The organism is Phascolarctobacterium succinatutens YIT 12067 (genome assembly GCF_000188175.1).
Taxonomy (GTDB): domain Bacteria; phylum Bacillota; class Negativicutes; order Acidaminococcales; family Acidaminococcaceae; genus Phascolarctobacterium_A; species Phascolarctobacterium_A succinatutens.
Map to the genome: position 1 here is coordinate 28,866 of NZ_GL830907.1, position 20,424 is coordinate 49,289.

General features: G+C 49.9%; 18 protein-coding genes. 2 read left to right on the forward strand and 16 right to left on the reverse strand.

Annotation, left to right across the window (positions count from 1 at the left end; genetic code table 11):
• Positions 1 to 36: 36 nt before the first annotated feature.
• The 5 genes from pap to HMPREF9443_RS07070 form a co-directional block, all read right to left on the reverse strand.
• Positions 37 to 1,515, reverse strand: coding sequence for a polyphosphate:AMP phosphotransferase (gene pap, locus HMPREF9443_RS07050; protein ID WP_009145881.1), 1,479 nt, complete (start codon positions 1,513 to 1,515; stop codon positions 37 to 39).
• A gap of 38 nt (positions 1,516 to 1,553) precedes the next feature.
• Entirely contained in the window at positions 1,554 to 2,156 is a 603-nt protein-coding gene (locus HMPREF9443_RS07055) for a hypothetical protein (RefSeq protein WP_009145882.1), read from the reverse strand.
• Positions 2,157 to 2,170: 14 nt separating this feature from the next.
• Positions 2,171 to 3,178 carry a flotillin-like protein FloA gene (floA, locus tag HMPREF9443_RS07060; protein ID WP_009145883.1) on the reverse strand — a complete coding sequence of 336 codons (1,008 nt, stop codon included), beginning with the start codon at positions 3,176 to 3,178 and terminating at the stop codon, positions 2,171 to 2,173.
• Positions 3,179 to 3,182: 4 nt separating this feature from the next.
• Complete coding sequence (locus HMPREF9443_RS07065; RefSeq protein ID WP_009145884.1) at positions 3,183 to 3,656, reverse strand: NfeD family protein; 474 nt, start codon at positions 3,654 to 3,656, stop codon at positions 3,183 to 3,185.
• Between the two features lie 496 nt (positions 3,657 to 4,152).
• Positions 4,153 to 5,520 carry a restriction endonuclease subunit S gene (locus HMPREF9443_RS07070; RefSeq protein WP_040565234.1) on the reverse strand — a complete coding sequence of 456 codons (1,368 nt, stop codon included), beginning with the start codon at positions 5,518 to 5,520 and terminating at the stop codon, positions 4,153 to 4,155.
• Between the two features lie 123 nt (positions 5,521 to 5,643).
• Here HMPREF9443_RS07070 and HMPREF9443_RS11215 point away from each other — a divergent pair, with 123 nt between their 5' ends.
• Positions 5,644 to 5,730 carry a putative holin-like toxin gene (locus HMPREF9443_RS11215; protein WP_374111448.1) on the forward strand — a complete coding sequence of 29 codons (87 nt, stop codon included), beginning with the start codon at positions 5,644 to 5,646 and terminating at the stop codon, positions 5,728 to 5,730.
• Positions 5,731 to 6,056: 326 nt separating this feature from the next.
• Here HMPREF9443_RS11215 and HMPREF9443_RS07075 read toward each other — a convergent pair whose 3' ends face one another.
• The 8 genes from HMPREF9443_RS07075 to prmA form a co-directional block, all read right to left on the reverse strand.
• Positions 6,057 to 7,469, reverse strand: a complete 1,413-nt coding sequence (locus HMPREF9443_RS07075) for a class I SAM-dependent DNA methyltransferase (RefSeq protein WP_009145886.1) — start codon at positions 7,467 to 7,469, stop codon at positions 6,057 to 6,059.
• Positions 7,466 to 10,741, reverse strand: coding sequence for a type I restriction-modification system endonuclease (gene hsdR / locus HMPREF9443_RS07080; RefSeq protein ID WP_009145887.1), 3,276 nt, complete (start codon positions 10,739 to 10,741; stop codon positions 7,466 to 7,468). The genes HMPREF9443_RS07075 and hsdR overlap by 4 nt, the downstream gene beginning before the upstream one ends.
• A 220-nt stretch (positions 10,742 to 10,961) precedes the next feature.
• Entirely contained in the window at positions 10,962 to 11,411 is a 450-nt protein-coding gene (locus HMPREF9443_RS07085; RefSeq protein WP_009145888.1) for a GatB/YqeY domain-containing protein, read from the reverse strand.
• 15 nt (positions 11,412 to 11,426) lie between these two features.
• Positions 11,427 to 11,603, reverse strand: coding sequence for a 30S ribosomal protein S21 (rpsU, locus tag HMPREF9443_RS07090; protein ID WP_021720854.1), 177 nt, complete (start codon positions 11,601 to 11,603; stop codon positions 11,427 to 11,429).
• Between the two features lie 117 nt (positions 11,604 to 11,720).
• Entirely contained in the window at positions 11,721 to 12,059 is a 339-nt protein-coding gene (locus tag HMPREF9443_RS07095; protein ID WP_009145890.1) for a histidine triad nucleotide-binding protein, read from the reverse strand.
• An 86-nt stretch (positions 12,060 to 12,145) separates the two neighbouring features.
• Positions 12,146 to 13,459 (reverse strand): tRNA (N(6)-L-threonylcarbamoyladenosine(37)-C(2))-methylthiotransferase MtaB, encoded by a 1,314-nt coding sequence (mtaB, locus tag HMPREF9443_RS07100; protein ID WP_009145891.1) that lies wholly within the window; start codon positions 13,457 to 13,459, stop codon positions 12,146 to 12,148.
• 6 nt (positions 13,460 to 13,465) lie between these two features.
• Positions 13,466 to 14,209, reverse strand: a complete 744-nt coding sequence (locus HMPREF9443_RS07105) for a 16S rRNA (uracil(1498)-N(3))-methyltransferase (RefSeq protein WP_009145892.1) — start codon at positions 14,207 to 14,209, stop codon at positions 13,466 to 13,468.
• A 12-nt stretch (positions 14,210 to 14,221) separates the two neighbouring features.
• Positions 14,222 to 15,157, reverse strand: coding sequence for a 50S ribosomal protein L11 methyltransferase (gene prmA, locus HMPREF9443_RS07110; RefSeq protein ID WP_009145893.1), 936 nt, complete (start codon positions 15,155 to 15,157; stop codon positions 14,222 to 14,224).
• Positions 15,158 to 15,310: 153 nt separating this feature from the next.
• Between prmA and ilvA the strand changes: the two genes are divergently transcribed.
• Positions 15,311 to 16,525: a threonine ammonia-lyase gene (gene ilvA, locus HMPREF9443_RS07115; protein ID WP_009145894.1), complete on the forward strand. Its 1,215-nt coding sequence runs from the start codon at positions 15,311 to 15,313 to the stop codon at positions 16,523 to 16,525.
• 298 nt (positions 16,526 to 16,823) lie between these two features.
• Here ilvA and glmS read toward each other — a convergent pair whose 3' ends face one another.
• From glmS to HMPREF9443_RS07130, 3 genes are all read right to left on the reverse strand, one after another.
• The gene (gene glmS / locus HMPREF9443_RS07120) at positions 16,824 to 18,662 is read right to left on the reverse strand and encodes a glutamine--fructose-6-phosphate transaminase (isomerizing) (RefSeq protein WP_009145896.1); all 1,839 of its coding nucleotides are present in this window, start codon (positions 18,660 to 18,662) and stop codon (positions 16,824 to 16,826) included.
• 39 nt (positions 18,663 to 18,701) lie between these two features.
• Positions 18,702 to 19,718: a UDP-glucose 4-epimerase GalE gene (galE, locus tag HMPREF9443_RS07125; RefSeq protein ID WP_009145897.1), complete on the reverse strand. Its 1,017-nt coding sequence runs from the start codon at positions 19,716 to 19,718 to the stop codon at positions 18,702 to 18,704.
• 118 nt (positions 19,719 to 19,836) lie between these two features.
• A complete protein-coding gene (locus HMPREF9443_RS07130) occupies positions 19,837 to 20,421 on the reverse strand; it encodes a hypothetical protein (protein ID WP_009145898.1) in 585 nt (194 codons plus the stop codon).
• Between the last annotated feature and the right edge of the window lie 3 nt (positions 20,422 to 20,424).

Consider the following 20,424-nt stretch of genomic DNA (forward strand, 5'->3'; position numbering starts at 1 on the left):
ATATCAGCGCAGAATTACGCTGATATCTCTTGTATTTTACTGCTGTTTTTCTGCCAATTTGCGTTCAAACAAATCGATAACTGTTTTCAAAACCTTTAAGCGGACATAATATTTGTTGTTTCCCTCAACCACGGTCCACGGTGCATAGGAGGTGTCGGTGCGTACCAGCATTTCGTTGACTGCTGCTTCGTAAGCATCCCATTTATCACGGTTGCGCCAATCCTCGTCCGTAATTTTCCACTGCTTGTTGGGGTCATTCTGACGATCATTGAAGCGTCGCAGCTGCTCATCCTTGTCAATCTGCAGCCAGAATTTGGCGATGGCGATACCGTGCTCGCTCCACTGCGCCTCCATATCCTTAATTTCATCGTAGGCACGCTGCCATTCCTGCGGTTTGGCGAAGCCTTCGATACGCTCTACCATAACACGGCCGTACCAAGTGCGGTCAAAAATCGCTATAGTGCCCGGCTGCGGCAGTCTGGTCCAGAAGCGCCACTGATAATGGAACTGCTTTTCAACCACGTTCGGCGCCGCAATCGGGTGCACATGAAAGCCCAACGGGTCCAGTGCCGCCGTCAGTCTGCGGATAGCACCGCCCTTGCCGGCAGCGTCCCAACCCTCAAAGCCGATAACTACCGGTATCTGCGCCTTGAACATTTCAATCTGCAGCTGTGTCAGCTTTTTCTGGTACTTATCGAGCTTTTCCTTATATTCTTCCTTGGTAAGCTCCTTGTTGGCGTCAATCGTGCTCAGCACATCGTAGGTTGCCGCGGTGCGCTTGTCGGCAGCAGGCTCGACAGGCATCTGCACAGCTTTTTCGATAGCATCGGCAATCTTAGTAAAAACCTCCAGACGCGCGCTGCGCGGATCATCGTCGGCAATCAGGTGCCAGGGAGCGTTTACCGTATCGGTAGCCTCCAGCATTTTTTCGTAATGCGGCAAAAACTTATTGTAATCTTCGCTTTCATCAATCGCAGGATTCAGATCACGCCACGCTTTGCCCAGTGTTTTGGCATTCTTGGCGATATTTTTCTTTTGCTGCTCCGGTGACAGATGCAGGAAAAATTTGAGCACAAGATAATTATCGTCCGTGAGCATTTTTTCAAAGTTGTTGATATGCTCGAAGGAAACTACGGGATATTTGGAATCGTCCTCTGCCTTATCCGCCATCTCGTTGGCGTTTTTCAGATAATACCAGCTGCGGTGATAAACGGCAATATGTCCCAAAGCCGGCAAACGCTTCCAGAAGGCACTGAAAAACGGCTGCTCCTGCAGAACGCCGCGCAGGCGCACGCTGGAATATACATTAAAGCCGCGGGCATCCATCTGCTGCATCATTTCGTTAATCAGCGCACTGCGGCGCGCACCGCGCCAGCCCTCAAACACGATGATAATTGGTCTTTTGGCGTCGCGGGCCATGCGCTGCGCCTTTCCCAGGCGCTCACCCAGCACATCCATCTGCTTGTTGTAATCTTCCTTGGACACTTTTTTACTCAAATCCAGCTTTTCCAGCATTCTCCAACATCTCCTTACTGTTTGTGAGAATCTTTAAATCAGCGCTCCTCATAGGGGTTAAGAGCGCGCGGTTTTCCTAATACCTCTGCCATGATAATGCCGTTGACCAGCGCCGCATGCTTCAGCTTCACACGCTTTTTTGCTGCAGGCTGCGCCTGCTGTGCGTAGTGCGCATTAAACGCCGCTGCGGCAGCGTTCATCTTTGCTTCGTCGTAGCTGTAATCACTGCGGGGATCGTAATAAACCTTGCCCTTGTCATGCACCAGGGCTTCGTTTTCACGGTGAATTCTGCCGGTGTGGTCATGCATTGCTTCGCCGTCGCGGTGAACTCTGCTGTCGTCATCACGCCTTACGCGCGTTCCGTCATGCACCACGCCGCCTTCGCGGCTGTTTTGACTTTTGCGCGCCTGTGCTTCCTCCGTAGTCTTTTTCAGACGGCGTTCAAACTCGGCAGCAAGGTCTTTAGGCTTAGTCTGCGTTTGCTGCTCTGCCTGCGTCGGCTCCGCCGTTTCCTGCGGCTGCTCTTGCGGCAGCTCCTGCTGCCTGCGGCGGCGGCGGTTGCGCCTGTCCCAAAATACGTTGGCCAGCATTACGAGGACAAAAAGCAGAGGGATTAAATCACTGTCAAACAAACCGCCCATAAGCTGCACCTCGCTTATTTGCCGCCCTCAGGCTTTTCCTCGCCCTCCGGGCTTACCTCAGCAATCGTGCGACGCATCTGCGTATCTGCCTGAATGTTGTTAAGGCGGTAGTAATCCATTACGCCCAAGCGGCCGTTGGCCAGTGCCTCCGCCATAGCTGTCGGCACCTTAGCCTGTGCTTCCACAACCTTCGCCTGCATTTCCTGCGTATAGGCCTTCATTTCCTGCTCCTTGGCAACAGCCATCGCACGGCGTTCCTCAGCACGTGCCTGAGCAATGCGCTTATCTGCCTCCGCCTGGTCTGTCATCAGCGCAGCACCAATGTTACGTCCAACATCTACGTCCGCAATATCAATGGAAAGAATTTCAAAAGCGGTGCCTGCATCAAGGCCCTTGTCCAAAACTGTTTTGGAAATATAGTCGGGGTTTTCCAGTACCTTGCTGTGGTCGGCGCTGGAGCCTACGTTTGTTACAATGCCTTCGCCGACACGCGCAATAATCGTTGCTTCGCCGGCACCGCCTACCAGGCGGTCAATGTTGGCACGCACGGTTACGCGTGCCTTTACCTTCAGCTCAATGCCGTCCTTGGCAACAGCGCTTACTACCGGAGTTTCGATAACCTCGGGGTTAACGCTCATCTGCACAGCCTCCAGCACGTTGCGGCCTGCCAGGTCGATAGCACAGCCACGCTCAAAGCTCAGCTCAATCTGCGCTCTGTGGGCAGCAATCAAAGCATCTATAACGCGGTCAACGTTACCGCCTGCCAGATAATGCGCCTCCAGCTGGTTGACATTTACGTCAAGGCCTGCCTTGTTAGCCTTAATCAGCGGCAGCACAATCTGCGACGCGGGCACGCGGCGCAAGCGCATACCGATGAGGTTGAAGATGCCTACGTTAACACCGGCGGCGATTGCCGAAATCCACAGGCCCAACGGCACAAAGTTAAGAAAAATCGCTATACCGGCAATAGCAATGATTACTGCAAAGCCACTGCCGAAAATCATACTGAATAATAAATCCATAATGTCACTCCTTCGTTTGTTCTACAAAAATTTTGCTGCCCTCTACCCGCACGATAATCACGGGAGCAGACTTTTCGATATAATCTCCCTGACTGCTCACATCAAGACGCTTGCCGTCCACCAAAATCGTACCTGCAGGACGCAGCGTAGTCAAGGCTGTGCCTCTTTTGCCCACCAGCATGCTCCAGTTTTTGCCGCCGGTGTAGCCCTCGCTGTTCTTTTGGCGTGTCCACAGCACAAAGGGATTATACTTGCTTTCCTTGGGAAGATACACGCACAGCAGCGTAATTACCAGCACCAAAAACAGATACACTGCCAACAGCACCAGCGCCGCCCAGGCATTGCCGCCCAAAACGTAAAAGCCGCCGACTGTCAGGCACACCATGCCGCTGACACCGAAAACTCCGAAGCCCGGCACAACAAATTCTATCAGCAACAGGACAAGGCCCGCCAGCATAAAATAATATTCTAATGGCATGACTGCACCTCCTCAACGCTTATACAATTATAGTATAGCAGAGTAAAAGCATGAAGTAAATTTAAAGTTTGGGATGCAGCAAGGCTGCGGACCATCTTCAAACAAAATCACCGGCGTGATTTGACGCTTACGTAACATCAGCTTCTTTCATAACTGAAAGAAGCTGCAAGAAAGGTTCGCGCTTTTTGGAAAGCGCGGCAAAACAAAAACTTTTTCGGGAAAAAGTTTTACCAAAAAGCTTTAAATAAGCTGAATCGCTTTGCTGGAAATAGCTATTTTTTCGTAATTCTGCCGAACGATATACGCGGTAGTGTTTACAAATCTATGGTTAGCTTATGCCCAGACTGGCGTGACTAAGGTTGGGGTTAACTGTAAGCTGAAATGCCTAAGGTTCGCATGAGCAGCTATGGGATATCCAAGTATTTCGCTGCAAGACGCTAAAAAAGACCTTAGCTTCAGCTTTTGCCGCTGCCAAGGTCTTGATTTTTGTTTAGCTTCAGTTTTCCGCCAGCACCTGCTTTAAAAGCTCCAGCGCGCTCGCTTCGCTCGCTTTGTTCGTGCCCAGCTCACCGCGGAAGGCACGCGCAAGGATGGACTTCTTCATCAGGTCGATGCTTGCCAGCGCCTGCTCCGCAGCCTGCTGTGCTGCGCGCTCACGCGCCAGCAGGTCGTCGATGAGGCGCACGATTTCGTGCTGTTCTGAGAGGGTAGGAAGCAATAATTGATATTCCTGTAAAAAAGTTTTAGGAACTCTCTGCTGACCAACGACTCCTGTCATAACAGCTTTAGCCTCTGCTCTAAATGTCGTATTTCTAACCATATGGTACAAATATTTATTATTGAGTTCTTCCTTGCATCTCAACACATAAAATTCAGTGCTACCATAGCCTATATCATTTACTAATGGTCCAACAATAGCAGATTTGCCATTTTCCATACAAGGTGTAATCTTAGCGAAGATTACGTCACCCTTAGAAAAATTCGTAAAACCTGTGCGAACATCCTGTAAGTTTTTTACTTCATGGTTGACTATTTCACCCAATACATCAGAAACGGCAGCCATAGGAACGAACGACACTTCTAAGTTATCATCTAAATTTTTTGCATCAATCTTCTTAGGATTAACTGTGCAAACATCACCTAAAAGTTTATCTTCCCAACTTTCATCACTCACGCCGTTTTCCCGGCGCCACTGCTTTGTCAGCTCGCCAGTAAACGCCTTGTGCAGAATTGCTGCCTTGCGCACGGCAAAGCTGTAGGCACCCTCCTGCAATCTTTCCTTTGCTTCATCCAGCTTGGCGAAAAGCTCTTCGATGCGCTCAACAATGCGTTGCTGTTCAGAGAGCGGAGGGAGAGGGAAAGCACAGCTTTCCATTTTGCTCTTATTGACAATAGCAATAGTAGTTGCAGAAGCCATCGAAAGCAAATCCTGAACGAAATTCTCCGTACAAAGATAATAATACAGGCATAGACTATTGATTTTAGGTATAGCAGAATTTATCTGTTGATTGGTGGTACCCTCGCACATCAAATACCCACACTTACCAATACTGCCAATACAACATACTGCGGTTGAATTTTTAGGTATGATTCGAGAAACGTTTTTACCTTCTTCACTTAAATACTCAGACGCATCATACGTTAATCTTCCTTGATCTAAATCACTAGGTTTATAAAAAGGAAAATTTCCACCATAATACTCAGGATGTTTTTTGCTGGGTGTTCCACCAGTAACAATTTCAGCTATCGCTCCTAGCCTCACCCACACCCAATTCTCCGGCACCTCATAAGGCTGTTCCTCCGCAGGCACCAGCGCCTGCTGCAAGCGTTCTTCTATTGTCAATGCTGTCTTTTTCTTTGGCATTGCCAGCTCTCCTTTATAAGCAAACATTATATTGCTTTAATCTATAATTTATGATAAAATGTTTTCGACAACCGGTTCACGGGGTGGGATTGCCTTCATTCTCTACGAATGGAGGTGATGTCTATGGTATATTTCAGCTTTCAGGATTTAATGTCCTTTGGAATTTTTATCGTAGCATTACTTACGTTCATTTTTCAGAACAAAAAGTAAAAAAGTTACGGACATAGAAAAACCGCCCCCTGACTTTGGCGAGTTCGGAGCGGATTTTTCTTAACCAACTTGGCAACCCACCTCTGTGGGCGGTTGTCTTTTTCTATTTCTAATATACCACACAATTCATAGCTTTGCAAGTTTTAGATTGTGCAGAATGTAGTGAAAGGCTCCCCTCGGGGGGAGCTGGCGCCCGCAGGGCGACTGAGAGGGGTCTGCTGTCTTTATGCTTTCTTATAGTGAACCCCTCTCCGTCATCGCTACGCGATGCCACCTCTCCCCAAGGAGAGGCTCTTCCCTTTCTTCCTTCATCCTTCACTCTATTCTTATCTTTGCAAGCTCCTCAGCTCCTGCGCCACACTCTGCAGCAAATCCACGGCCTCCGCCAGCTTTTCCGCAGCCTCTGCTGCGCTTTCCGCCGGGTCCGGCAAATCCTCGTAATCGAGCACGCTATCATCCTTAATCAGGCCAAGGTCCAGACTGTTGCCCTTTTGCGCAATTTCCTCACGCGTAAAGCACTGCCAGCGCTCGTCCGCCACCTTGCTTCTGTCCTCTGCCGTGTAGGCAGCCTCAAAGCCAGCAAAGTCGCTCGCCTTCAGCGGGTTCGTCTTGCCGAAGGACGGCATATTAGTGCGCAAATCATAAAACCACACGGCCTTGGTGCTGTCCTTATCCGTTTTTTCGCGCGTAAAGAAAAGTACGTTGGTCTTGACACCCTGAGCGTAAAAAATACCCGTCGGCAGGCGCAGAATAGTGTGCAGATTGCACTTATCCATCAAGTCGACACGAATCCTTTCGCCGTCACCGTCGGCAAAAAGCACATTGTCCGGCAGCACTACGGCAGCGCGCGCCTTGCCGTCAGCCTTCAAGCTACGATAGATATGCTGCAGGAAGTTCAGCTGCTTGTTGCTCGTGGGATAGGTAAAGTCGTCGCGCGTTGCACGCTCGCCGCCTTTTTTCGTACCGAAGGGCGGATTTGTCAGCACCACATCATAGCCCTGCATCTCCTTGCCTACGTTGGAAAGCGTATCACCCAAAATAATTTTGCTCTGGATGTCATGCAGCATCGCGTTCATCAGCGCCAAGCGGTGCGTATCATGCACCAGCTCGCAGCCGGTGAAGGCCTGCGTATATTCAAACTCCGCCGTTTCCTCATCCAAATCAAAGAAATCGTTCGTCTGCTCACGCACAAAATTGCTTGCCGCAATCATAAAACCGAAGGTACCGCAGGCAGGATCGTTACAGCGCTCGCCGGCCTTGGGTGCCACCAGGCGCGTCATCACGTCAATCAGCACACGCGGAGTGAAGTACTGCCCGGCGCCGCTCTTCTTTTCGTTAGCGTTTTTCTCCAGCAGTCCCTCGTAAAGATTACCCAGTCCCTCCTCCTTCGCGCTGAACCAGTCCAGCTCGTCAATCGTCCTGATAATCTTTTCCAGGTTCTTCGGCTCGTCGATGTTCGTCGCCGCGCCCTTGTAAATCTCCTGAATGCGTCCCGTGCACCGCTCGCCCAAATAATCCAGCAAATTCTTATAAAAGCCCTTCAGCTCCAGGCCCTTGCGCGCCAGCAAATCATCCCAGCGATAGCCCTCTGGAATATTTTCCTCGCTGCCGGTTTCCTTGGCCATTTTCAAAAATAAAATATATGTCAGCTCCGTAACGTACTGATGATAAGTAATGCCGTCATCACGCAGCACGTTACACAAATTCCAGAGCTTTGCTACAATCTCCTGTGTATTCACGCAGTCTTGCCTCCATCTTCATATAAATAACCATTGAATTCGCTCACGATATTATCCAAATCGTCGGCGAATATTTTTTGTGCGCGCGCATAACCGCCCAAGCGCTGCAATCGTTTGTCCTCCTTAAAGGCCTCCACGCTCAAAATATCCTGCTGCTGCATATAGCTGCGGATAATATCCAGCCACTTCTGCTGGGCAGGCGTAAATTTGTGGTTTTTGTTCAGCTTGTCAAAGGCACGGCTCAGCTGCGAATTTTTGCTCACCAGCTCCGTTCCCAGCATATAGCGCCTGATGAGGCTGATAATGCCTGCCACCATCGTGCTGTTCGTGTATTCCGAATAGGCATCGTTCAGCTGCAGCGCCGTAAAGCCGTTGGCATCGAGCGTCAGCAGCAGCTCCTTCAGCTGCGCCTTCGTCAAATCCTTCGGACGGGTGCAGATGATATGCAGGGCAGCAATTTCGTTGGCGTGGCTCTTTAAGTACGCCGCAAAATCGTTCAGGTAATCGCCGGGCTTGGTCTTTTGTGCACCGTAGCCGCGCGTATGGCTGGTAAGCTCATCCTTGCCGTCATAAATCATGCCGCCCATATCGCCGCCGGCCCGGTATTTTTCCAGCTGCTCCAACGCCTCTTGGTGCTGCAGCAAAAGCTCCTTGGCCTTGGCGGCATCCGCCTTCTGCAGCTCGCCGGCAAAGGCTGCCGCATCCTTGCCCGTCGCCAGCACAAACTCCTTCTTCGTCTGCTCGTCCAGCTTATTCAGCTTGCGGCGCAGCTTCAAGGCCACCTGCTTGGCAATATCGGTAATCGTCTCCGGCTCCTCCGTTTCCGCCAGCTGCTTCAGCAAATCCTTCACGGAAATCTGCGGATTGGCAACGGCAGGCATGGTCACCACCGGCTGCAGGCTGTCATATACGCCCACTGGGTCATAAATCTCAAAATGATCCTTGCCGATTTTATCGCAGCGGCGCGTTGCGCGTCCCAGCATCTGCTCAAACAGGATACGCGATTTCACGCAGCGCATAAACACCAGCGTGGTAATCTCCGGTACGTCGATACCGGTAGTCAGCAAATCCACCGTCACCACAATGCTCGGGAAGCGTTCGTTCTTAAAGCGTTTGATTTTCTCCTGAATCTTTTTCTGGTCACCGTTGGCCACGCTGCCGGTAATCTTCATAATCGCGTCGCTGTCCAGATTATCCTTGGCATAAAGCTCCTGCAGCATGCTCACAATCATATCGGCATGCGTATCGGTAGCAGCGTAAATCAGCGTTTTGCCGTAGGTTTCCGGCGCGTCGGGATAAAGATTTTTTGCAATCTCCGCCAGCACCGCCCTGTTGAATTCGGGCACGATAACCTTGCGGTTGAACTGGTCCACATCAAGCTTCACATCATCGTCCAGATAGGCAGTGTCGATTTTGCCCGTCTTTTTATTGATATATTTAATAGTATCGCCCTTGTTTATTGTAATTCCCTGCTCGCTGAGCTTCGTTTTCAGCTGATGCGGTGCGTCATGGTCAATCAGGTAACCGTCCAGCACAGCCTCGCGATAACTATAGGTATAAACAGGCTCGCCGAAAATTTCCGTCGTCTGCAGGGCAGGCGTTGCGGTGAGCGCAATTTTTACCGCGTTAAAATAATCTAGCACATAGCGGTACTTACTCTGGTAATCGCGCTGGTCGCGGTAAAGCTTCTCCGCCTCCGCCATTTCCTTATCCAGGATATAACCGCGGTGCGCCTCGTCGATGATGATTAAATCGTAATCGCTGACTGCGGGAATGCAGTCCTCGCTTTCGGCGTACATAATGCGCTTCATCATACCCTGTACGGTAGCAACGTGTACGGCGGTTTCCGCATCAATCAGCTTATCGGTAAGCTCCTTGATATTGTAAATCTGGTCCAGCGTCTGCAGACTTTCCAGCTTCACCTCTTTAAAGACATCCTGCGCCTGCACGCCCAAGGCATTGCGGTCAACAAGGAACAAAATACGCTTAAAGCGCTTCGCCTTCAAAAAGCGGTAAATCATGCCCAAAACCGTGCGTGTTTTGCCGGTGCCTGTGGCCATCGCCAGCAGCGCCGTCCGCTTGCCGCAGCGCACTGCCTCATCCACCGCCTGCACAGCCTTCAGCTGATAATCGCGCAGATGCAGGCCGTTTTCATCCTGCAGGAAATCATACGGCAAAGCATCGAGAGCAGCGTTGCCCTCCGCAGTATTTTCCTGCAGCATTTCTTTTAAACCTAAGGGAGAAGGCCAGCCTGCCATAGCCCGCGGCATATTGCCGCTTTGGCGCAAATCCGCAAACCAGATGCCGGATTTTGTCTGCAGCTGCTGCACATACGGCCTGCCGTTGGCAGCAAAAACAAAGGGCACCTTAAAATCCTGCCACTGACCAAGCAAATATTCCGCGTCACATTTTCTCACAGCGCGCGCATAATCCTTGCATTGGTAGCTGATGACACTGGAAATATCCGTGTCCCACTTTTTCGCTTCGATAATGCCCACCAGTTTCTCGCCGACGAAAAGCGCGTAATCGGCGTAGCCCTTTTCCTCGTTGCCCGGCACCTTGTCCGTAGGCCATTCGGCAATCGCCAGATTGCGTCCCTTGGCAGGACGGCAGCCCTTGCTGTAACGCAAAGCAGTGCTGTCCGCCTCCCAGCCTACCTGTCGCAGCTGCTCATCAATCAGGCAGCGTGTTTCCGCCTCTGTTTTCGGTCGTCTGTTGGCAGCCTGCAGGTTCGTTTTGCTGCGCTCCTGCTGCGGCAAAGGCACAGCCTTCTGCGCCTTCTCGTTATCCTGCTTACGCAGGCGCGCTTCCTCGGCCTTGTCCTTGGCAGTTTCGACAAAGGCTGCCTCTGCCTGCTCCGTCGGCAAATGATATTCCTGATGCTGATAGCTGTAATCGCCATACACCTGCATGAACCATTCGCACAGGCTGTACGCCTGCGGCAGCAGCAGCTTGGCCTTCTGCAGCGAATCCGTACCCTCGTGGCGCGCTTCGTTGCCGCCCAAGCGCAGGCGATGCATAATGCGTGCCAAATCCTCTGTGATATACTCTTCGTTTTCCAGCAGGCGAATTTTGTTTACCAGTGTATCCTTCATCTGATAAGGCATTACTATATTGTCAAAGTCAAACATTTTATTAACGATATCTTCGCACAGCAGGCCCAGCTTAAAAAGGCAGGAGTTGGAATCACTGTACAGATAGCGCTCCGCGAACTCGCCTGTTTTTTCCAGACCGGGAAATTGTGTGCGTAAAAAGCTGAAGCCAGATGCCATAAAAACGGCCTCCTTTAAGCTGTAAAAATGATAATAATATATTTATATTCGCCTTGAAATAAAATTTACCTGCTGAATATCTTTTCGCAAAAGATCTTGCCGCTGCAATAAAAAAGCCGCCTGCCCTCCTGTACGAAGAAAGCAGGCAGTCCTTCGGTCCGCTAATCGCTATAAAGTAAAATAACCGCGCCAAGATTTCTCTTAGCACGGTTATCAGTTGTTATTTGAGCAATTCACGAACCATAACGTTAATACGTTTGCCATCTGCACGGCCTTTGGTTTTTGCCATAACTGCCGGCATTACCTTGCCCATATCCTTGGGACTTGTAGCGCCAACAGCAGCAATAACTTCTGCCACGATAGCCTTCAGCTCGTCATCGCTGAGAGCTTCCGGAAGATATTTTTTCAGTATAGCAATTTCTTCCTTAGCTTGGGCAACCAATTCGTCACGACCTGCTTTTTGGAATTCCTCAACAGAATCCTGACGCATTTTGACCTCTTTCATCAAGACAGCCAGAACCTCATCATCTGTAAGTTCCTTTTTGTCATTGATTTCAACATTTTTAATATTAGCACGCACCATGCGGATAACAGACAAACGCAGTTTACCTGCTTCCCTGTCCTTCATGGCCTGCTTCATATCAGCAGTCAATTGGTCTTTTATAGACATACAGCCCGCCTCCAATTATCTGGTTTTACGTTTTCTGGCTGCTTCGGATTTTTTCTTACGTGCAACGCTCGGCTTTTCATAGTGCTCGCGTTTTCTTACCTCAGAAAGAATGCCTGCCTTTTGGGTTGCTCTTTTAAATCTGCGCAGTGCGCTGTCTAAAGTTTCATTCTTGCCAACTTTAATTTCTGCCATCTGTTCTCCCTCCCTCCACACACTTAGGGAAGTGTATATGCAAATTAAGTTTCAGCCGTTGCCAGCTAAAAACACTTACTGATTAATTATACAAGAAAAGACAAGCATTGTCAAGGTTTAGCATGGGGGCCAACCCAAAGCTTTGCCGCCAATTACGTGAATATGTAAATGTTTTACTGTCTGACCGCCTTCATCGCCGGTGTTGATAACAACGCGGAAGCCTTTTTCGGCAATTCCGGTCTTTTCAGCGATCATTTTAACCTTGCCCAGCATGTATGCAACCAACTCGGGGTCCGCAGTAGTGATGTTAGCTGTGTGGTCCTTAGGCATCAGCAGCACATGAACCGGAGCAGCCGGAGCAACGTCATTGATAGCAATCATTTTATCATCTTCGTACACTTTGGTAGAAGGGATATCGCCCTTAATGATTTTGCAAAAAATACAATCCTCAGCCATTTCATGTCCCTCCTCTCATTTATCGTATCCAGTTATATTCTGTATTTATTTCTTTTATCCTGCTAAAGAAATAATTTTTTCACAAATTAATTCAATTCGCCCAGCAAAAAATCCTCTTTGATGCCGGTAATTTTTACCTTGACAATGGTATTCGCCAGCTCCGCAGTTCCCGGAACAACAACGCGCAGATACGGACCGCACAGGCCCTCCATATGCTCATCATCCACAGGCTGCTCAAACAGCACTTCCTCCACCTTGCCGACAGTGCTCTGCAGCATTTGCTGATGCAGCTCCTCGTCCACCTTCGCCAGACGCGCCGCACGCTCGCTCTTCACAGCCTCGTCCACCTGCTCCTTCATTTCGGCAGCAGGCGTACCCTTGCGCTTGGAATAAGGGAAGATATGCATTTTGGCAAAGCCGCATTTCTTGGCAAATTCCAAAGTAGTCGCAAAGTCCTCCTCGTTTTCGCCGGGGAAGCCCACAATAACGTCCGTAGTAATTGCCACATCAGGCACCTGCGCACGGATTTCGTTCACCAGCTCCGTAAAGCGCTTTGTGTCATAAGGACGATGCATAGCGCGTAAAATCTTGTCGCAGCCGCTTTGCAGCGGCAGATGCAGGTGACGCTGCAGGCGCGGTTCTTCTGCCATCAGCTGCAGCAGGCGCGGTTCCACCTCCACGGATTCCAAAGAACCGAGGCGCACACGCTGCACGCCTTCAACGCTCAGCGCTGCCTTTACCGCATCATACAAAGTAACGTGCTTGCCTTCCTTCGCCAGCTCCTTGCCGTAGCAGCCAAGGTGAATGCCGATGAGCACAACCTCCTTGTAGCCTGCGGCAACCAGCTTGCCAACCTCCTCGCGGATGCTGTCCAGGCTGCGGCTGCGCAGCGGACCGCGGGCAAAGGGAATAATGCAGTAGGTGCAGTATTGGTTGCAGCCCTCCTGAATTTTGAGGAAGGCGCGGGTTTTATCGGTTTCCGTGCCAACGCCCAGCTCTTCAAACTTAGTATCTACAGTCATCTGCTGCACATTGTCCAGAATCTCCGTGCGCTTGTGCTCCAGCGCCTCCTCAACCAGCTCAACAATGCGGCCGCGCTCCTGATTGCCGATGATTACATCAACACCTTCGATAGCACGCACCTCCTCCGGCGCAGTCTGCGGATAGCAGCCGGTAACAACCACCAAGGACAGCGGATTGTGACGCACAGCGCGGTTGATAATCTGACGCGATTTGCGCTGACCGGTATTGGTAACAACGCAGGTATTAACTAAATAAACGTCTGCCGGTTCACCGAAAGGCACAACCTCATAGCCCGACGCACGGAAAATCCCCTCCATGCTGGCAGTATCAGCCTGGTTGACCTTACAGCCCAGCGTATAAAATGCAATTTTTCTCATCTATGTTTAATCTCCTAAATCTCCGGTTTCATAAAAAATCGCTGAAATAGCGACAAGGCCTGCCGTTTCCGCACGCAGAATACGTCTGCCCAGCGATACAGGCACAGCGCCTGCGGCACGTGCCGTTTCCAGCTCCGCTTCGCTGATGCCGCCCTCAGGACCGATAATCAGCAGTAAATCAGTCAGCGCGCCCTTGGCCTGCGCCTCCTTCAGTGCCGCCTTCAGGCTCTTTTTATCCTCGCACTCGTAAGCGATAATCTTCGTAGCGCAGTCATTCGCCGCCAGCATTTGTGCCATCGTCTGCACAGGCTGCACCTCGGGAATAATATCGCGCTTGCTCTGCTTCGCCGCGGATTCGGCAATCTTCTGCCAGCGCTCCACCTTCTTGGCAGCCTTCGCACCGTCAAGGCGCACCACGGAATGCTCCATAGCAACAGGTACCACGCTGTAAGCGCCCATCTCCACAGCCTTCTGGATGATGAACTCCATCTTCTCACCCTTCGCCAGGCCCTGCGCCAGAATCAGGCGCACAGCCGGCTCATGGCTTTCCGCCAGCTTCTCCAGGCAATGCACAGTAACGCACTCACTGTCAATCGCACTGATTTCCGCCAGCGCGCTCACGCCGTCGTCACTAACAATCTGCAGCTGCGCACCCGGCTGCATGCGCAGCACCTTACTGATATGACGTGCATCCACGCCCTCAATAGTCATTGTTTCGTTATATAATTGCGGTACAAAAAAACGATGCATATAGGTTTCCCCTTACTTTTTCTTCTTCATCTGCATAACAACCCAGCCGCCGCGATGGTCAACCGCGTCAACATAAAGTCCCTGCGCCTGCGCTGCAGCCTCCACATCCGGCATACGCTCCTCAATAATACCGCTCGCCAACAGCACACCGTTGTCATTCAGCTTCTGCGGAATATCCTGCAGCAGCATAATAACAATATCGGCAATAATATTAGCGATAATTACATCAGCCTTGCCCTCGGTACCATGCAGCAAATCGCCCTCGCGCACCTCAATCTGCTCGCTCAGGCCGTTATCCGCAACATTCTCCTTCGCCACGCGCACTGCCACACCGTCAATATCAACAGCCTTTACAGACTTAGCGCCCAGCATTGCCGCAGCAATCGCCAGAATACCGCTGCCGGTACCAACGTCAAACACTGTAGAATCAGGCGTAATAACCTTCTCCAAGCGCTCCATCATCATATTGGTAGTGTGATGCGTGCCTGTGCCGAAAGCCATACCCGGATCGATTTCAATAACATGCTCGCCTTCCTTAGGAGCATACTCCTCCCAGCTCGGCTTAATAACAAGGCTCTTGCCCACATGAGTAACATGGAAATACTGCTTCCATTCGTTAGCCCAATCCTGCTCGCTCACCTTGCGGAAGCGAGTATTACCGAAACGGTATTTGCCGATGCGCTCCTCAATCAGCGCCAGCTGCTCGTCAATCTCCGCCAGGCGTTTTTCCAGCTTCTCATCATCAGCATAATAAGCGCTGACGGTAACAACCTCGGTATTCTCCTGCTCCGGAATATCGCACAACTCCCAGGTACCACTGTTTCTCAAATCATTAATCAGCTGCGGATCCTCAATCGCAACTCCTTTAGAACCGATACTCGTAAGCATATCTGCTACAGCCTCAACTGCTTCATGCGTTACCGATACATTAACTTCTATCCACTGCATTGTATGCACTCCTTTGAAAATTATTCATTATATTATTATACACTATCACGGCAGGAAATGTACATAATCACTTGACGCAATGCGCCAATCAATTTATACTTGATATAGTATTTTATACTATAATAATTAAGGGAAAGAAAATAAGGTAACCAAATGCTCTCATTAGACAAAATTTATCATGCAGCCTTCATCCTCAAAAGCGTAGCACGTAAAACAGATTTAATAGCTGCTCCGCATTTAAGCGAAGGCAACAACTTATATCTGAAAACAGAAAACCTGCAGGTAACAGGCAGCTTCAAGGTACGCGGTGCCTATTACAAAATCAGCCAGCTTACACCTGAGGAAGCAAGCAAGGGCGTAATCGCCTGCAGCGCCGGCAACCACGCTCAGGGCGTAGCCTTGGCTGCAACCAGCATGGGCATCAAAAGCGTCATCTGCATGCCGGACGGCGCACCGATTATGAAGGTAGAAAACACCAAGCGCCTGGGTGCGCAGGTGGAGCTTGTTCCCGGTGCCTACGATGAAGCACATGACCGCGCCGTACAGCTGCAGGAAGAAACAGGCATGACCTTTATCCATCCTTATGACGACGAGCTTGTTATTGCTGGTCAGGGCAGCATCGGTCTGGAAATTTTAGACCAACTGCCGGATGTTGAAGCAGTAATCGTACCGATTGGCGGCGGCGGCCTTATCAGCGGCGTAGCCTTCGCTATCAAAAGCCTGCGTCCGGAGGTTAAGGTTTACGGTGTGCAGGCAGCAGGCGCAGCCAGCATGTACAAAGCTTTCCACGACCATAAATACGAAACATTAGATCACGTCAGCACCTTTGCCGACGGCATTGCTGTAAAAACTCCGGGTGAAAACACCTATGAGCTCATCAGCAAATATGTTGACGATATCGTCACCGTAAGTGAAGATGAAATTGCTACAGCAATTTTAACCTTAATAGAAAAGCAAAAACTAATTGCCGAAGGTGCAGGCGCAACTCCGGTAGCAGCAGCGCTGTTCGACAAGCTGCCGATTAAGGGCAAGAAAACCGTTTGCGTTGTATCCGGCGGTAACATTGACGTTAATATTCTTTCGCGCGTAATCACCCGCGGTCAGGTTACCAGCGGCAGAAGGGCAGACCTCGTTATCGCTTTGCAGGATCGTCCCGGCCAGCTGCGTGAAGTGAGCGAAATCGTAAGCAGCTGTGGCGCTAACGTTGTAGGCGTACAGCACAACCGCAGTGATGCCGATATGGATATCACAGGTTGCTTCCTGCGCTTAGAACTGGAAACCCGTGATGCGGAACAAATCAACGAAATCCGTGCAAAGCTTACCAAGGCAGGCTTTACACTGATTGATAAAAACGCCGCTCATTATTAACAACAAAAAAATTACCACAGCCTACATAAAATGTAAGCTGTGGTTTTTTATAGTGCGTTACATTATTCTGTTCCTTGTAAGTACGAAGTATACGACGTTTATATTACGCTATCTTATAAGAGCGGGGAGAATGTACCGGAGGCGATGCGAACCTGACGAACGCGTACTTTTAGTACGTGGAGGATGGTTTGCGATGCATACGGTGCGTTATACCCGCTCTTGCTGAAGCCGACGAACGCGTACTTCTAGTACGTGGAGGATGGTTTGCGATGCATACGGTGCGTTATACCCGCTCTTACTATTCTACGGTAACGCTCTTAGCCAAGTTCCTAGGTTTATCTACATCCAAGCCCTTAGAAACACTCACATAATAACCCATAAGCTGCAGCGGAATAACTGCCAGGCTGGTCATGAAATGCTCGTCGGTCTTAGGAATATACACTGTGAAATCAGCGGTATCCTCAATATTATAGTTACCATAGGTAGTCAGGCCCATCAGGTAAGCGCCACGGCTGCGGCACTCTACCATGTTGCTGACAGTCTTTTCGTAAAGCTCGCTTTGAGTCAGCACACCGATAACCAGAGTACCGTCCTCAATCAGGCTGATAGTACCATGCTTCAATTCACCGGCAGCATAAGCCTCACTATGAATGTAGGAAATTTCCTTCATCTTCAGGCTGCCTTCCAGGCTGACAGCGTAATCAAGACCACGGCCGATAAAGAAGATATCCTTAGCGTTAACCTGCTTAGCGGCAAACCATTGGATGCGTTCCTTATCCTCGATAATCTTTTGGATTTTATCCGGCAGCTGTGCCATTTCCTGAATCAGCTCCAGATATTTAGCTTCATCAATAGTGCCACGAACAATAGCAAACTGAATTGCCAGGCAGTAAGCAGCAATCAGCTGAGTGCTGTAAGCCTTGGTAGTTGCAACGGCAATTTCCGGTCCTGCCAGAGTATAGAAAACATTATCAGCTTCACGGGCAATAGAGCTGCCTACTACGTTAACGATGCCAAGAGTTTTGATGCCCTTTTCTTTAGCCAGACGCAGAGCTGCCAAGCTGTCGGCAGTCTCACCGGACTGGCTGACAATAATAACCAGCTCGTTCTTGCTCAGCAGAGGCTTGCGGTATCTGAACTCGGAAGCCAGCTCGGTGCGAACCGGAATCTGTGCCAAATCCTCAATTACATATTGCGCTGCCACGCCTACATGATACGCACTGCCGCAGGCAACGATGCAAATCTGGTCAATCTTTTTGATATCCTCATCGCTGAAACCGACAGCGCTCATATCCAGCTTGCCGTCAACCAGTACGGAATTCAGGGTATCGCGAACTGCCTTGGGCTGCTCGTGAATTTCCTTCATCATGAAATGCTCAAAGCCTGCTTTTTCGGCAGCTTCGGCATCCCATTTAATTTCGGTCAGCGGTTTTTCGCTTACTTCTTCATCAACGTTGTAGAAGGTAACCTCGCCGTTAGCCAGACGAGCCATTTCCAGATTGCCGATGTAATAAACCTTACGGGTGTATTTCAAAATAGCAGGCACGTCGCTGGCAACATAGCATTCGCCGTCCTGTACGCCGATGATCATCGGGCTGTCCTTGCGGGCAACATAAATTTCACCAGGATATTCCTTGAACATTACTGCCAAAGCATAGGAGCCGCGCATACGGATCATAGCATGGCTCAGAGCATCGGTAGGAGTATGCTCGTATTTTTTATAGTAGTAGTCAATCAGCTTAACGGCAACCTCGGTATCAGTCTGAGAATAGAAGGTGTAACCGTTATGCAGCAGCTTTTCCTTCAGCTCCTGATAGTTTTCGATAATACCGTTGTGTACGGCAACTACATTGCCATCAGCACTTGCATGCGGATGCGCATTAGTTTCGGAAGGCTCACCATGGGTTGCCCATCTGGTATGACCGATACCACAGGTACCAACGAGGCTTTGACCGCCGTTAGTCTTGGCGTAAAGCTCCTTCAGACGGCCCTTAGCCTTAACAATCTGCACCGGCGCACTGCCGTCACGCACTGCTAAACCGGCAGAATCATAGCCACGATATTCCAGCTTAGACAGGCCATCCAACAAAATAGGCGCTGCCTGCTTATCTCCACAAAATCCAACAATACCACACATAAATATTTTTCCTCGTTTTCTCCAATTTTTCTTTATGCCTTACGCTTCAAAACCGTTAGGGTTGTTTTTCTGCCAGTTCCAGGAATCGCGGCACATGTCCTCAATTCCCAGCTCTGCCTTCCAGCCCAGCTTTTCCCACGCCTTCGAAGGGTCCGAATAGCAGGCTGCAACATCACCTGCACGGCGTTGGTCGATTACATAAGGTATTTTTATTCCGTTGGCCTTTTCGAATGCTTTCACCAGGTCCAGCACCGAATAGCCAATGCCTGTACCAAGATTATACACCTCTATGCCACATTTGTCATCTATTGCCTTTAATGCTTTGACATGTCCCTTCGCCAAATCCACAACGTGAATGTAATCACGCACACCTGTACCGTCCGGAGTTGGATAATCATTGCCGAAAACATGCAGCTCCTTTAATTTGCCGGCAGCAACCTGCGTAATGTACGGCATCAGGTTATTGGGAACGCCGTTGGGATTTTCACCTATCAAACCGGAGCTGTGCGCACCGATAGGGTTAAAATAACGCAGCAACACTACGTTCCATTCATTATCAGCCACATGCAGGTCTCGCAGGATTTCCTCCAGCATCGACTTGGTATTACCGTAAGGATTGGTGCAATGTCCCTTGGGACAGCTTTCGGTAATCGGCATTACAGCAGGATTACCGTAAACCGTTGCCGAGGAGCTGAAGATAATGTTCTTGCAGCCTGCGTTACGCATTTCCTCCAGCAAAACCAAGGTACCGGAAATATTATTGTCATAATACTTCAGCGGCTTCTGCACCGATTCTCCTACTGCCTTCAAGCCGGCGAAATGAATGCAGCAGTCAAAGCTGTGCTCAGCAAAAATTTTCCGCAAGCCCTCGCGGTCCCTGATATCCGTTTCATAAAAAGGAATCTGCCGGCCGGTAATTTTTTCTACACGCTGCATTGCCAACCTGCTGGAATTGACAAGATTATCTACGACTGCAACGCTATGTCCGGCGTTAAGCAGCTCTATAACTGTATGCGAGCCGATATAACCGGCCCCCCCTGTAACTAATATATGCATATTTTCACCTCAATTTACGCTTCAGGCAACTATTCTATTATACCGCCTGCAGTATTATTTTACTACCTGCTGCCTTAAACTAAGGTGAACAAGCTAACTCTTTTTTCATATTTTCTGTTTAACTGCCGATAATCGGCTTATTTTCCATAGTATTTACCAGCTTGGAAAGCTGCCATTTAATTGTTTCTGCCGGCTTGTCATAATTGCCCATATCGCGCAGTCCGCTTTCACGCACACGCTTCTTCAGCAGCTTATTGCCATCCTTTTTATATACGAAAAGGTCTGCATCCGCTACCACACGCACATAGGTATCGTGGTCAAAGCGAAATCCCCAACCGCTGACAAGGCTTTCATCCATTTCATAAATACGGGCAACAACCAGCACATCTGTTTTGCTCTTTTCCGCCAAAGCGGACAAAGAAGCAGCATCCAGCTTTACGCCGTCACGCACTGCCCGGCTCACCAGCATCTGAGGCTCGCCGCCATCTATAATCTGATAATATGGGAAGCGATAAGCCAGCTTGACCATCTGACGCCACTCCTTATAAACAGCGCCGTCCACACCGCCGTCCTGGTCGATAACCACAAAGCCAACAGGACGCTCCGCAAAATCTGCCCGCGCCGTCTGCGGCATTAAGGCTGTAAACAAGGAGGCAAATACCACTAAAAAGCATATTTGCAGCAGCCATCTAATTTTTTTCATAAG